The organism is Bacillus sp. BS1807G30 (genome assembly GCF_040047675.1).
Lineage (GTDB): Bacteria > Bacillota > Bacilli > Bacillales > Bacillaceae > Bacillus > Bacillus altitudinis.
In genome coordinates, this window is sequence record NZ_CP157353.1 from 1,384,826 (window position 1) to 1,399,924 (window position 15,099).

Below are 15,099 nucleotides of genomic sequence, written 5' to 3' on the forward strand. Positions count from 1 at the left end.
AAAATAAAAGCCTTCTACATGTAAAATGTAAAAGGCTTTTCATAAATTTTATGATTGTACGTTTAATTTTCGTTTTAATGTAAATCCTGTACCCATGAAAATCATGGCGAACACAATACTTAAGCATGTTCCCAGTATGCTTTTTTCTGCAACAGACACTCCAATAAACGCCATACTGACGACGGCAAGTAATGCACATAATAATAGAAGCCATTTGATTTGTTTCATTTGTCTCCATCCCTTTTTTTAGAGTTAATATAAGTTTACAGAAAAACGATCGGCATTTAAAGGGGATTGTGATATAATATGAAAGTTATCTAATTATTTTAGGAGATGAAAATGTGAAACTTCGAAAAGACCTTCGCAACATCGCAATTATTGCCCACGTTGACCATGGTAAAACGACGCTTGTTGACCAATTGCTCCATCAAGCTGGTACTTTCCGTGCGAATGAAAATATCGCTGAGAGAGCCATGGATTCAAATGATTTAGAGCGAGAGCGCGGTATTACGATCTTAGCTAAAAATACTGCGATCCATTATAAAGATACACGCATTAATATTTTAGATACACCAGGACACGCCGATTTCGGTGGTGAAGTTGAGCGTATCATGAAAATGGTAGATGGTGTACTTCTCGTTGTGGATGCATATGAAGGTTGTATGCCTCAAACACGATTCGTGCTAAAAAAAGCACTTGAGCAAAACTTAACACCAATTGTTGTTGTCAATAAAATTGACCGTGACTTTGCTCGTCCAGCTGAAGTAGTCGATGAAGTCATTGACTTGTTCATTGAATTGGATGCAACAGAAGAACAGCTTGAATTCCCAGTTGTATATGCATCAGCAATCAATGGTACAGCAAGTAACGATGCTAGTAAGCAAGATGAAAACATGGAATCGTTGTTTGAAGCGATTGTCAACCATATCCCATGCCCAGTCGACAACCATGAAGAACCGCTTCAATTCCAAGTGGCGCTACTTGATTACAATGATTATGTTGGAAGAATTGGAATTGGGCGTGTATTTAGAGGAACGATGCAAGTAGGACAGCAAGTTGCTCTAATGAAAGTGGATGGCAGTGTAAAACAATTCCGCGTGACGAAGATTTTTGGTTTCCAAGGGTTAAAACGAGTGGAAATCAATGAAGCGAAAGCTGGAGATCTTGTCGCAGTATCTGGTATGGAAGACATCAACGTAGGAGAAACAGTCTGCCCGGTAGAACACCAAGAGGCTTTGCCGATCCTTCGTATTGATGAGCCGACACTTCAAATGACATTTGTTGTCAATAACAGCCCATTTGCAGGCCGTGAAGGAAAGTACGTGACATCACGTAAAATTGAAGAGCGTTTAGAACAGCAGCTTCAAACAGACGTAAGTCTTCGTGTAGATCCAACGGATTCACCTGATGCTTGGGTCGTATCAGGACGCGGTGAGCTTCATTTATCAATTCTGATTGAGAATATGAGACGTGAAGGATTTGAACTGCAAGTATCGAAGCCAGAAGTTATTGTAAAAGAAGTAGATGGTGTTCGATGTGAGCCTGTAGAGCGTGTTCAAATTGATGTACCTGAAGAGCATACTGGCTCTGTTATGGAATCAATGGGTGCAAGAAAAGGTGAAATGATTGACATGATCAATAATGGTAACGGTCAAGTTCGCCTGATCTTTACAGTTCCATCACGTGGTTTAATCGGATATACAACTGAATTTCTTTCATTAACTCGTGGTTTTGGTATTTTGAACCATACATTTGACAGCTACCAGCCGATGCAGTCTGGTCAAGTTGGCGGACGCCGTCAAGGTGTACTTGTTTCAATGGAAACAGGTAAAGCAACTGCTTACGGAATCCAAGGCGTTGAAGAGCGCGGTGTGATTTTCGTTGAGCCGGGTGTTGAAGTATACCAAGGAATGATTGTTGGTGAGCATAACCGTGAAAACGATCTTGTTGTCAACGTGAGCCGTATGAAACAACAAACAAACGTACGTTCAGCGACAAAAGATCAAACGGTTAGCATGAAAAAACCACGTATTATGTCACTTGAGGAATCTCTTGAGTACTTAAATGAAGACGAATACTGTGAGGTTACACCGGAATCGATCCGTTTAAGAAAGAAAATTTTAGATAAAAACGAACGTGAGAAAGCTGCGAAGAAGAAAAAGCTAGCAGGATTATCTTAATTCCATGAAGAATTAAAAAGATAGAACCCTGAAAGATAAGGGGAGGGAATCTTTTTGAATGATCAGGAAGTAAGTGAGAATCTATCCTTTTTCGCGATGCTGTTTCGTGTCGATGAAAATCCGCAAATAGGGATGTGGCTCCTATATGGCACCATCCTTGTTTTAGCGATTATTGTTTTTAAACTCGGCTTTGCTAGACGTTTACCGATTTTAAAAGCACTTGTCATTTATTTGTTTTTGATTTTTGGCTGCACGTTTCTCACATTTCTAGGAATCTTCTTGCCAGTAGCAGAAGGCCTGGTTGTGGCAGCTGTCATTTTGATTATTTATAAAATACGGCTGCATCGTGCGAAAAAAGAAGGAACAGTGAGTACGTAAAAAAGACCTGAACTTGTGTCAGGTCTTTTTTATGTCTTCTGTTCTTTTTTTCCTTTTTTCTTCTTTTTCTCTTTCGTCGCAGGATCTTGATAAAGAGAGAATCTGCCAGTTTTGATGCGTGCCTCTGTCTTTACTTTAATTCTTTCTTGGCAGTCATCGCACATATATGTATGAATCGGTCGATTTCTTAACCGTTTAGCAACAAGTGTATCATCATTAATGGTTTCAAGCTTTTCACATAATGAGCACTTCACTCTCATCATTTTCACCTCACTTTGGTCATGCCTTCATTATAGCATGTTTTTTGAGCCACTTAAAATCAGTATAAAAAAGGCTTATATCACAAGAGATATAAGCCGCAGCGTGTAGACAAACCCTCGCATTCGGTGTCAGTCCTGCGCTTCGGTGCTCACGAATGTCAAATTCGCTCCGCGCCGATGCTCGTCCTTCCTAGGGCTACAAAGGTTTTCTATCACGCTGAAAAGAAGACAAAGAGCCAAAATAAAGTTCATTTTAGCCCTTTGTCAACAATCTGAGGCTTATATCACAAGAGATATAAGCCGTTCTCATTATTTCTTCTGATTCATATGATGGTTTGATTGATCGTTTTGGTTTTTTTCTAATTGCTTTTGATCTTGTTGCTTGAGCTGATGGTTCGGATCATTTGTCGGATCTGTTTCGTTACGGTCGATTTCATTTCGAGGCATTTCTGGCATCACACGTCCCACAATGGCTGCTAGTTCATCCATAATACCGCTTACTGGCCTGCCTGCTTGAATTTCTTTGCCCATTTCCTTTAAACGGCTCACTGTATCAGGATCAGCGACGACCACAGCATTCGCACCTTCTGGATCATTTTTCAGTGCTTTGGCGACTGAATATTTAATGGTTTCAACTTTGCTTCTATCTAAATCATCTTTTACATCAATGCCGACGACAGCATACTTGCCGATGACGATCGCTGTTGCGTCATTTACATCTGCTACATGCTCAGTCACATTCACTAGGTGTTTTGCCACATCTGTTGATGGGCGGGCTTTGTCAGTGTTTTTCTTGGATGAGTCTGATACTCTTACTAAATGCTTGTTTCCGTCTTGATGTTCTTGTGCCAAAGGCTTCTCTTGATGTTGGCAAGCGCCTAATAAAAGAATGGTTTGAACCATGAATAACGTCAAAAATAGTCGCATGTGTATTCCCTCCTTCACAAACTGCATGATTTATTTTATTGTTGAATTAACCTTCTAACTTTATTCATGAAAACATATATTTTAACAATCGTTTTTGGAAAGACAAGGATGAATGAAACCCCGATCAGGAGGCGAAGGACCTGAGTAAAATTTATGTATTAGACACAAATGTGTTATTACAGGATCCGAATTCAATCTTTTCATTTGAAGACAACGAGGTCGTGATTCCGGCCGTAGTGTTAGAAGAAGTAGACTCGAAAAAAAGATATATGGACGAGGTTGGGCAAAATGCACGACGTGTCTCACGTTTAATCGACGGGTTGAGATCGAAAGGGAAACTGCATGAAAAAATTACGCTGGAGTCAAAAGGAACGCTGCGTATTGAGCTGAATCATCGCTCTTTCCATGAACTTCAAGAAATTTTCATCGAAAAAACAAACGATAACCGGATTTTGGCTGTTGCGAAGAATTTGAGCTTAGAGGAAGAAACAAAACCGGATGGCCGGCCTGTCATTTTGGTCAGCAAAGATGTCCTGGTGCGAGTAAAGGCAGATGCCATTGGTCTGCAAGCAGAGGATTTCTTAAGCGATCGTGTGCTACAAAATGAAGACATTGATAACGGCTATCACGAGCTCTATATTCCGACTGAGCAGCTGAATACATTTTATAAGCAAAATCAGTTACCGATAAAAGACGTCACCCAAACGCCATTAAACCCTCATCAATTTGTTATTATGAAGGGAAATGAGGGTGGTTCTGCTTTGGGGATGCTTGATCAAAAAGCAGAGCATGTGAAACGGCTTATTTATGACCAAGAACATATTTGGGGAATTCGCCCAAAAAATGTCCAGCAAACGATGGCGCTTGAGTTACTTTTACGCCGCGATATTCCGCTTGTGACACTTATCGGAAAAGCGGGAACAGGAAAGACACTGCTTGCACTTGCTGCTGGATTAATGCAGACAGAGGACCTCGGTATGTTTAAAAAGCTCATCGTGGCCCGCTCCATTGTTCCTGTTGGTAAGGACTTAGGGTATTTGCCAGGCGAAAAAGAAGAGAAACTCAGACCGTGGATGCAGCCGATCTATGACAACCTAGAATTTTTATTTAACACAAAAAAACCTGGTGAACTCGATGCGATACTAGCGGGCATCGGTTCAATTCAAGTGGAAGCTTTAACGTATATTCGCGGGAGAAGTATCCCTGATCAATTTATCATTATCGATGAGGCGCAAAATTTAACAAAACACGAAGTAAAAACATTATTAACGCGGGTTGGTGAGGGAAGTAAAATTGTGCTGATGGGAGACCCAGAGCAGATTGATCACCCTTATTTAGACAGCTTAAATAATGGGCTCACATATGTCATTGAGCGTTTCAAAGGGCAGCAAATATCTGGACATGTCAAGCTTGTCAAAGGAGAAAGGTCTGGACTTGCACAGCTTGCAGCTGATTTATTATAGTCCAGACCCGCCATCTTATGTAATGATTAACTCTTTGACGCCTTTAATCGGCTGAGTGATGTTGGACTGATCCTCGAAATAAACGTGGATTGGTCCTTCTTCTGTTATAGGTTTTCCATTTTGGCTGAAATGGGCAATGCTATCCATCGCCTTAGAGAGCGGAACAGCAATTGTTTCTGTTTCTGTGACAAATTCACACGTCTCCGCTTGTTCGAGCGGTTCTGCATTTTTTATCATGTCGCCAAGTTTCATCCCGAAGCTGCCTGTGACAAGTCTTTCTTTTTCGTATTTTTTCTCTGTTTTTAATGTGGGTGGAAGTGTTTGACCTTCTCTTATGACCCGCTCTTGATCAAGCTCCTGATCTAGCTGCTGCTCTTCGTTTGCTGCACTTTTCTCAAAAAATGAATCCATTAAAAATTTACGGTCATCAAAAATCCATACACTCGGATCAATGGTGATCTTGTATTGTACGTTCCCCTTGATTTGAATAATGCTCATGTTCAAGACAACCCCTTTCCAACATAAATTATAGAAGTTTTCGCCCGCTTTGTCACTTTCATAAACATGCACCTCCTTGTACAAACTACGATTAGACGAAAAACAGGGAGGATTTTGGGCATGGCATGTCGTGACAATGAAGAGCTTCAGCGATTTGTAGAAGAGGCAAAAAAGGTGGCCAAAAATGGAAAGGTAGCATCCTATATTCCGGCACTCGGTAAAGCGGATCAATCGGATTTATCTGTCGCTGTTTATCATGTGAGTAATACGTGCCACTCAGCAGGAAATGTTGATAAACGATTCACCCTGCAAAGTATTTCAAAAGTATTAGCACTGGCGCTCGTGCTCTCAGAAGAAGGACCGAAAAAAGTGTTTCAATATGTTGGACAAGAACCGACTGGCGACCCGTTTAATTCGATGATTAAACTAGAGACAGCAAGCCCAAATAAGCCGCTTAACCCAATGATTAATGCAGGAGCGCTTGCCGTTACAAGTTTAATAAGAGGGGCAACGCCGCAAGATCAGCTGAACCGGCTGCTTGGTTTTATTAGAGAGCTTGCCAATGACACCACCATTACATATTGCAAAGAAACCGCTGCATCCGAATTTGAAACATCAATGATTAACCGCGCAATGTGCTATTATATGAAGCAATATCATATCATTAAAGGGAATGTAGAAGAGGTGATGGACGTCTATACGAAGCAATGCGCCGTCATGATGAACAGCCTGGATTTGGCGAAGATCGCATGTGTTTTTTCATTAGATGGCAGGCATCCAGAGACAGGAAAGCAAATCCTTTCGAAAGATGTCGCTAGAATTTGTAAAACGTTTATGGTTACATGCGGTATGTACAATGCGAGCGGGGAATTTGCGATCAATATCGGAATCCCTGCTAAAAGTGGTGTTTCAGGCGGAATTATGGGGGCGGCGCCATACGACTTTGGGATAGGTATATTCGGGCCTGCTTTGGATGAAAAAGGGAATAGTATTGCGGGTATTAAGCTGCTTGAGCTCATGAGTGAAAAATATGAGATGAGTATCTTTTAATGACGAATGGCTTCTTTTTATTTTTACAGAGCGAACTGTACAAATCTGCTTGCAATTTTGGGCGTTTCGCTTTATGATAAATAGAAGAATTAGGTACTCGCCTGGGGAACGGAGGGATACTTTTGGCGTCAGAAATTTTAGTCGATCATCGGCAAAAAGCACTGGCTTTATTAAAATTGGATGCAGATAAAATTTTAAAATTGATCCAAGTGCAAATGGACAACTTAACGATGCCGCAATGTCCTCTTTATGAAGAGGTTTTAGATACTCAAATGTTCGGATTATCGAGAGAAATTGATTTCGCTGTCCGGCTTGGATTAGTTGATCAACATGAAGGCAAAAAACTACTCGATAAACTTGAGAGAGAACTATCCGCACTTCATGATGCGTTCACAAAAAAATAATGATTGAAAACTCAAACTTCCACAACATAAGTTTGAGTTTTTTTGTCCGCCTTTTTATTTTGATTGATGCCAAACGGACTTGATTGTCTCATGAAAGACGAACAATATAAAGAGGTAAAACGGGATCAAACGGAGAAAATGTAGTAGAATAAGAACAGCTAAGAGAAGAGAATATCAAGCAGTAGAAATAGACGTTAGGAAGAGGATTATATGTTAAAGAGAATGCTAAAATCGTATGACTACTCATTATTGTTCGCCATTATATTAATTAGCGCATTCGGCTTGGTGATGGTGTATAGCTCAAGTATGATTACATCTGTGATCAGATATGATGCTGCGCCAGATAATTTTTTCAAGAAACAGCTTTTATTTATGATTGTCGGGGCGGTCATCTTGATTTTTACAGCCCTCATTCCGTATCAGCTGCTCTTAAATAAAAGATTCCAAATTGTGATGCTTTTGCTATCTGTGTTTTCTCTCATTTATGTGTACTTTGGCGGTCACATTGCAGGGAATGCTAGAAGCTGGATCAAATTTGGACCTTTTAGTCTTCAGCCAGCGGAATTCGTGAAGATCGTTGTCATCATTTATCTTGCTGCTGTCTATGCAAAGAAGCAGCATTATATTGACCATATTTTAAGAGGGGTTACACCTCCAATTGTGGTTGTCTCCATCCTATGCGGATTTATTATTTTGCAGCCAGACTATGGGACAGCTTTTATCATTGGTATGATTGCCCTTGCGATGATTTTATGCTCAGGGTTTAGCGGTAAAACGCTGGCCAAGCTGCTCGCTTTATTTAGTGCGGTGATGGTTGTTGTGACACCGTTTATTATTCTTTTTTGGGATAAAATTTTCACGCAGAATCGTCTTGGACGTTTTGAGAGTTTCCAAGATCCATTTAAAGACGCAGGCGCTTCTGGGCATCAATTGATTAATTCATATTATGCGATTGGATCAGGCGGCTTTTTTGGTCTTGGTCTTGGAGAGAGTGTACAAAAGTATGGATACCTTCCAGAACCGCATACAGATTTTATCATGGCAATTATCTCGGAAGAGCTTGGTTTTTTCGGTGTATTTTTTGTCCTTGCTCTCCTTGGCTTTATTGTCGTGAAAGGTTTTTACATTGCGAGAAAGTGTGAAGATCCGTTTGGAAGTTTGCTTGCAATAGGAATTTCTTCAATGATTGCCATCCAAACGTGTATTAATTTGGGCGGTGTTTCAGGGCTCATTCCGATCACTGGGGTTACACTTCCGTTTATCAGCTACGGGGGATCCTCTATCATTTTACTGAGTGGATGTATGGGAATATTGCTGAATATCAGCATGTTCACTGAATATAAAGAGCGTTATAAAAAGAAAAAATCAATCAGCAAACCATCGATTCAAAAAAATGGATTGCAGAAAACTTTGAATCTTTAGAAAACAAAAGTGTACAGTTTTCATTTCTTCCTTTATTATAGAGTACATATAAAATTTTAAGGGATATGGAGGAGTGAGAATGTCACAGAGAACAATTCAAAAGGTTCTAGTTGCAAACAGAGGGGAAATCGCTATCAGAGTCTTTAGGGCCTGTACGGAGCTCAACTTACGTACAGTGGCCATTTACTCCAAAGAAGACTCGGGCTCTTATCATCGCTATAAAGCCGATGAAGCATATCTAGTTGGAGAAGGTAAAAAGCCGATTGATGCCTACCTTGATATCGAGGGGATCATCGAAATTGCAAAACGAAATGACGTGGATGCGATTCATCCAGGATACGGATTTTTATCTGAAAACATTCATTTTGCAAGACGATGCGAAGAGGAAGGCATCCAATTCATCGGCCCAACTTCTCAACATTTAGATATGTTTGGAGATAAAGTAAAAGCGAGAGATGAAGCGAAAAAAGCTGGAATTCCAGTCATTCCAGGAAGTGACGGGCCAGTTGATTCGGTCAAAGAAGTCGAAAAATTCGGTGAAGAATATGGTTACCCGTTTATTATTAAAGCTTCACTTGGAGGCGGCGGCCGAGGTATGCGGATTGTCAGATCAAAAGAGGAGCTGAACGAAGCCTATGACCGTGCAAAGTCAGAGGCGAAAGCGGCTTTTGGAAATGACGAAGTATACGTTGAAAAGCTGATTGAAAATCCGAAACATATTGAAGTGCAGGTGATAGGAGACAATCACGGCAATATCATTCATTTATATGAGCGTGACTGCTCTGTTCAAAGGCGTCATCAAAAAGTTATTGAGGTTGCACCAAGTGTGTCCCTGTCAGATCAATTGCGTGAAGACATCTGTGAAGCGGCTGTTCAGCTGGCTCAGAATGTATCGTATATCAATGCAGGGACTGTAGAATTCCTAGTGGCAAATGGGGAATTTTATTTTATTGAAGTCAATCCTAGGGTCCAAGTGGAACACACGATCACAGAAATGATCACAGGGGTCGATATCGTCCAAACCCAAATTCTTGTCGCAAAAGGACATGACCTCCACAGCAAAGAAGTCGGGATACCAAAACAAGAAGATATCTTTACACATGGATTTGCCATTCAATCAAGGGTCACAACAGAAGATCCTTTGAATGACTTCATGCCAGATACAGGAAAAATCATGGCTTACCGTTCAGGCGGTGGTTTTGGAGTACGTCTTGATACAGGAAACAGCTTCCAAGGTGCGGTGATTACACCTTATTACGATTCACTGTTGGTCAAGCTGTCTACTTGGGCACTTACATTCGATCAAGCTGCGGCTAAAATGGTCCGAAATTTACAAGAATTCAGGATTCGTGGCATTAAAACAAATATCCCGTTTCTTGAAAACGTTGCAAAGCACGAGAAGTTTCTAAGAGGGGAATATGATACATCGTTTATTGATTCAACACCAGAGCTATTTAACTTCCCTAAGCAAAAAGACCGCGGAACGAAAATGCTTACTTATATTGGTAACGTTACCATTAATGGGTTCCCTGGTATTTCGGAAAATAAGAAGCCTCATTTTGATAAACCAAATGTGCCGAAACTTGCTGTCCATGAAACGATTCCTTCTGGAACAAAACAATTGTTAGAAAAGCATGGACCTGAGGGGCTCGCCAATTGGGTGAAAGAGCAAAGCAGTGTACTTTTAACGGATACAACTTTTAGAGACGCACATCAATCCCTGCTTGCAACACGCTTTAGAACACACGACTTAAAGAAAGTTGCGCAGCCAACAGCAGGTTTATGGCCAGAGTTATTCAGTATGGAAATGTGGGGCGGCGCTACATTTGATGTGGCATATCGTTTCTTGAAAGAAGATCCTTGGGAAAGATTGAAAGAGCTTCGTCAAGAAGTGCCAAACACTTTGTTCCAAATGCTATTAAGATCATCAAACGCTGTCGGATATACAAACTATGCGGATAATGTGATTAAAGCATTTGTAAAGGAATCGGCAGAGGCAGGCATTGACGTCTTCCGTATTTTTGACAGCCTAAACTGGGTCAAAGGCATGACGCTTGCCATTGATTCTGTTCGTGAATCAGGCAAAGTGGCAGAGGCAGCGATTTGTTATACAGGTGATATTCTTGATCCATCACGTCCGAAATATGATTTGAAATACTATGTCTCTCTTGCGAAGGAGCTTGAATCCGCAGGCGCTCATATTTTAGGCATTAAAGATATGGCGGGATTATTAAAACCGCAGGCGGCTTATGAACTTGTATCTGCTCTAAAAGACGAGCTCACGATTCCAATCCACCTTCATACACACGATACGAGTGGAAATGGACTCTTCACCTATGCAAGAGCGATTGATGCAGGTGTTGATATTGTTGATGTTGCGGTCAGCTCTATGGCGGGGCTCACATCACAACCAAGTGCGAGCTCATTATATTATGCTTTAGACGGACATGAAAGAAAGCCCGAAATGAATGTTCAAGCGGTTGAACGTCTTTCTCAATATTGGGATTCCGTCAGAAAATATTACCATGAGTTTGAAAGCGGAATGAATTCACCGCATACAGAAATTTATGAGCATGAAATGCCTGGTGGCCAGTATAGTAACCTGCAACAGCAGGCGAAAGGAGTCGGCCTTGGCGACCGCTGGAATGAAGTAAAAGAAATGTACAGACGTGTAAATGACATGTTTGGTGACATTGTGAAAGTGACACCGTCTTCTAAAGTAGTCGGAGATATGGCACTTTATATGGTGCAAAACGATCTGACAGAAGAGGATGTTTATGAAAAAGGAGCAACACTGGATTTCCCAGATTCGGTTGTTGAATTGTTTAAAGGTTATTTAGGACAGCCTCATGGCGGATTCCCAGAAAAATTGCAAAAGCTGATTTTAAAAGGGGAGGAGCCGCTTACTGTCAGACCAGGTGAGAAACTGAAACCAGTGGACTTTGAAGAAATCAAAAAGCAGTTCAAAGAATCACATGACTTGACGTTAACAGAACAAGATGCCATTGCATATGCTTTATACCCGAAAGTCTTTTCTGAATTTGTTCAAACAGCAGAAAGTTATGGAGACATCTCTGTTCTTGACACACCAACCTTCTTCTACGGCATGAGACTTGGTGAAGAAATTGAGGTAGAAATTGAAAAAGGGAAAACCCTCATTGTCAAACTCGTGTCAATTGGAGAACCGAATCCAGATGCTACAAGAGTGCTTTACTTTGAGCTGAATGGACAGCCGCGTGAAGTGGTCATTAAGGATGAAAGCATCAAATCCTCCGTTCAAGAAAAAATGAAGGCAGATCGCTCAAATCCAAATCACATTGCGGCATCGATGCCAGGCACTGTGATCAAAGTGCTTGTTGAAAAAGGACAGAAAATTTCTCAAGGTGAGCATTTGATGATCAATGAAGCGATGAAAATGGAAACGACGGTACAAGCACCGTTCTCAGCAGTCGTGGATGAAATTCATGTCACGAATGGAGAAGGGATTCAAACTGGAGATCTGTTGATTGTCTTAAAACCTGAATAATGAGTGAGACACATCCACTGCGATGTGTCTCAGCGTGTAGACAAACCCTTGCATTCTTTGTCAGTCCTGCGTGCTGGTGCTCACGAATGTCACATTCGCTCCGCTCCAGTCCTAGACTTCAAGGGCTTTCTATCACGCTGAAAAGAAGACAAAGGGCTAAAATAAAGAGCGTTTTAGCCCTTTGTCAACAATCCAAGACACATCCACTGTGATGTGTCTTTTTTTGAGCGCATTAAAATGTGCAGCCGCCCGCTAGAGTGATTACACTATAGAATGAGGTGAAGAAAGAGTGGAAATTGTCGTGATTTGGTTTCGCCGAGATATGCGATTGGATGATCATATCGCCTTATCAAAAGCGATCACATATGCAAAAAAACATCAGTACCGATTATTTGCTTTTTATCATCTAGATCCGTTTTTTACAGAAATGGAACTGGATTTGAACAACGAACATTTCTTTCAAAACTTGGCCAATTTCGTCAAGGAAGCGAGAGAATCTCACATGTATGTTCATTTCATTCATGATGATATTTTGTCCGCTTTTCAAAAGCTCATGAATGCTTATGACATCAATGCGGTCTTTTTTAATGAGGACGAAGTAGGAAATGGTCGAACACGTGATGAGCAAGTGACCCGTTTCTTAGAAGAAAAGGGTATTCATGTGTCAAAGTGGCAAGATACGCATCTGCATGGGGCGAGAGATATTTTAAAAGCGGATGGGTCTCATTATCAAGTGTTTACTCCATACTATCAAGCGTGGCGGAAGCAGGAGAAGCAGTCTGTGATAAAAGTTGACAAATCATTTCTGAGCAGCAAGCATACGATTTGTGATGAGTCACTTTCTGAAAAGGGAGATGAGAAACTAAGGGACATCATCAAGAAATGTACAAGGAAATTCGATCAGATTGGGTCAGACAAAGCGAGAAGCACGCTAGACGGCTTTATTCAAGAAAGATTGACGCGTTATCACGAGAAACGAGATATTCCGTCTGTTTTTGGGACGAGCAAGCTGTCTCGGTTCTTAAAAACCGGGACCATTTCTATTCGCACGATCTTTCATGCTGTCAATGAGGAAGAACTTTTTGAAGATGAGGGCAAGGAAACATTTATCAAAGAGCTGGCATGGCGTGATTTTTATCATATGATCTTTGCGCATTATCCAGAGATGAAAGAAAAAGAAATCAACTCCTCCTTTCAACATATAAAATGGAATGATGATGAGACACTTTTTGAAGCTTGGTGTAAAGGACAAACAGGCTTCCCGCTCGTTGACGCTGGGATGAGACAGTTAAATGAAGAAGGCTGGATGCATAACCGTTTGAGAATGGTGACGGCTTCATTCCTGACAAAAGATTATTTCATCGATTGGAGAAAGGGCGAAGCGTATTTTGCGAGAAAACTTGTCGACTATGATGAGGCTTCGAATATTGGGGGATTTCAGTGGGCGGCCTCTGTTGGAACGGATGCGGTTCCTTACTTCCGTATTTTTAACCCAACGACCCAGTCGAAACGATTTGATCCAAGCGGAGAATATATTAGAAGGTATGTACCAGAACTAAAGCATGTGAATGAAAAATGGATTCATGAACCGAGTAAAATGCCGATAGATGAGCAAATGAAATCGGGGTGTGTGCTGGGGGATACATATCCTCTGCCTACAGTTGACCATCAAGAAAGACGAAAAAAAGCCATTTCGCTATTTGAAGAAGCGAAACAAACATAAAAGAAATCCCCCTTTTCGGATGAAAGGGGGATTGTATGTTTATCTGAAAGGCTCTCTATTTTCATATTTAAACCGGGCAATGAGTAAGCAGAAGTAGCATAGTACCCCAAACAAACAAGAAATAAAGAATGAATGAGCAAGCGCATAACCGAGTGCGAGCTGAGAATAAACAGACATGACACCAGAGATCGCTTGAAGTGTAATCAGAATGGCTGAAATGATCCATCCATAATACAGCTGCTTTTGTTCTTTATAATGTTTAAGGGCATGGAACATCGCAACAAATATCCAAACGAATAAAAGAAGGGCTGCTGCTCGGTGAGACATTTGAACCCATTGATTAAAATACGCTGGAAGTGCGCCGTCTTTTGAACAAAATGGGAAGACAGAGCATGCAAGACTTGATTTTGTATGTCTCACATAGGCGCCCGTATACACCACAATATACGTATATGTGATCAACCCATAAATATGGAACTGCATTCTTTTGCCGATATGAAGCGGCTTCACAAGCTTTGTTTCAGATCTGGTTGCTTCAAACACAAGCAGTGCCAGCAGTAAAATGGAAGCAAAAGAAATCAGTGAAATACCGAAGTGCAGTGCCATGACAAGTGCGTTAGAACCAAACACAACGGCGAGTGCCCCTAACAGCGCTTGAAGCAGTAAGAATATAATGGACATGATGACCAAAAATTTGGTTTCACGGAATACTGGACTGATTTTTTTCCAGCATAAGACCGCCAGTGCCAGTACAAGAATGGTGGAAACTCCTGTTGACATGCGGTGGCTCCATTCGATAATGGAAGCAGGGTTCATTTCTGGAAAGAAACGACCGTGGCAAAGGGGCCACTGTCTGCCGCAGCCAAGACCGGAGCCAGTTTTCGTCACAAGCGCACCGCCAATCAGAACGATCAGCATCACAAATGTTGTGACAACGCTCAATAACCTTAAAGCAAATTTCATCAAATGATTTCACCTTCTCTAAATAACTTCTGATCTAAATGAAAACCTCACATGCTCTCAAGTTTAAGCCAAATGCGTGTTCTGTTGCAATTCATAATGACCAAAGTTCACAAAAAAATGATATGTTAGTTCACAAAGTTTACAGATTTAGAGTGCTTGATCTTTCTTTGACAGTCTGATAGAAATAGAGGAGAGAATATTTCATTTTGCACCGCCTTCTGAAACGCACATCCTAATAAATTCACGAAAAGTTCACAAATAACTTCAAGTTTGTCGTTTATTATTTAATAGGATGTTTTTTTACA

General features: G+C 41.0%; 13 protein-coding genes. 8 read left to right on the plus strand and 5 right to left on the minus strand.

Annotation, left to right across the window (positions count from 1 at the left end; translation table 11 throughout):
* Positions 1–48: 48 nt before the first annotated feature.
* On the minus strand, positions 49–228 hold the full coding sequence (locus tag ABG082_RS07120) for a DUF5325 family protein (protein WP_008345070.1): 180 nt from the start codon (positions 226–228) through the stop codon (positions 49–51).
* Positions 229–341: 113 nt separating this feature from the next.
* Between ABG082_RS07120 and typA the strand changes: the two genes are divergently transcribed.
* Both typA and ABG082_RS07130 read left to right on the plus strand, forming a co-directional pair.
* Positions 342–2,180 carry a translational GTPase TypA gene (gene typA, locus ABG082_RS07125; protein WP_008345068.1) on the plus strand — a complete coding sequence of 613 codons (1,839 nt, stop codon included), beginning with the start codon at positions 342–344 and terminating at the stop codon, positions 2,178–2,180.
* Positions 2,181–2,234: 54 nt separating this feature from the next.
* Positions 2,235–2,558 (plus strand): YlaH-like family protein, encoded by a 324-nt coding sequence (locus tag ABG082_RS07130; protein WP_025207278.1) that lies wholly within the window; start codon positions 2,235–2,237, stop codon positions 2,556–2,558.
* Between the two features lie 29 nt (positions 2,559–2,587).
* Here the strand turns inward: ABG082_RS07130 and ABG082_RS07135 are convergent, their stop codons facing one another.
* Both ABG082_RS07135 and ABG082_RS07140 read right to left on the minus strand, forming a co-directional pair.
* Positions 2,588–2,818 carry a YlaI family protein gene (locus ABG082_RS07135; protein ID WP_008345063.1) on the minus strand — a complete coding sequence of 77 codons (231 nt, stop codon included), beginning with the start codon at positions 2,816–2,818 and terminating at the stop codon, positions 2,588–2,590.
* A gap of 309 nt (positions 2,819–3,127) precedes the next feature.
* Positions 3,128–3,745: a YhcN/YlaJ family sporulation lipoprotein gene (locus tag ABG082_RS07140; protein WP_008345059.1), complete on the minus strand. Its 618-nt coding sequence runs from the start codon at positions 3,743–3,745 to the stop codon at positions 3,128–3,130.
* 140 nt (positions 3,746–3,885) lie between these two features.
* On the opposite strand from ABG082_RS07140, the gene ABG082_RS07145 reads away from it, so the two are divergent.
* Positions 3,886–5,208: a PhoH family protein gene (locus tag ABG082_RS07145; protein WP_025207279.1), complete on the plus strand. Its 1,323-nt coding sequence runs from the start codon at positions 3,886–3,888 to the stop codon at positions 5,206–5,208.
* Between the two features lie 15 nt (positions 5,209–5,223).
* Here ABG082_RS07145 and ABG082_RS07150 read toward each other — a convergent pair whose 3' ends face one another.
* Complete coding sequence (locus ABG082_RS07150; RefSeq protein ID WP_008345056.1) at positions 5,224–5,706, minus strand: hypothetical protein; 483 nt, start codon at positions 5,704–5,706, stop codon at positions 5,224–5,226.
* Between the two features lie 120 nt (positions 5,707–5,826).
* Here ABG082_RS07150 and glsA point away from each other — a divergent pair, with 120 nt between their 5' ends.
* The 5 genes from glsA (at position 5,827) to ABG082_RS07175 (ending at position 13,831) form a co-directional block, all read left to right on the plus strand.
* Entirely contained in the window at positions 5,827–6,756 is a 930-nt protein-coding gene (gene glsA, locus ABG082_RS07155) for a glutaminase A (protein WP_035392166.1), read from the plus strand.
* Between the two features lie 122 nt (positions 6,757–6,878).
* Positions 6,879–7,160, plus strand: a complete 282-nt coding sequence (locus ABG082_RS07160) for a YlaN family protein (protein ID WP_003212509.1) — start codon at positions 6,879–6,881, stop codon at positions 7,158–7,160.
* Positions 7,161–7,370: 210 nt separating this feature from the next.
* Entirely contained in the window at positions 7,371–8,582 is a 1,212-nt protein-coding gene (gene ftsW / locus ABG082_RS07165) for a putative lipid II flippase FtsW (RefSeq protein ID WP_008345051.1), read from the plus strand.
* Positions 8,583–8,661: 79 nt separating this feature from the next.
* Positions 8,662–12,108 (plus strand): pyruvate carboxylase, encoded by a 3,447-nt coding sequence (gene pyc / locus ABG082_RS07170; RefSeq protein ID WP_348936717.1) that lies wholly within the window; start codon positions 8,662–8,664, stop codon positions 12,106–12,108.
* A 289-nt stretch (positions 12,109–12,397) separates the two neighbouring features.
* On the plus strand, positions 12,398–13,831 hold the full coding sequence (locus ABG082_RS07175; RefSeq protein ID WP_348936718.1) for a deoxyribodipyrimidine photo-lyase: 1,434 nt from the start codon (positions 12,398–12,400) through the stop codon (positions 13,829–13,831).
* 39 nt (positions 13,832–13,870) lie between these two features.
* Here ABG082_RS07175 and ABG082_RS07180 read toward each other — a convergent pair whose 3' ends face one another.
* A complete protein-coding gene (locus ABG082_RS07180; RefSeq protein WP_008345045.1) occupies positions 13,871–14,794 on the minus strand; it encodes a heme A synthase in 924 nt (307 codons plus the stop codon).
* Positions 14,795–15,099 lie beyond the last annotated feature (305 nt).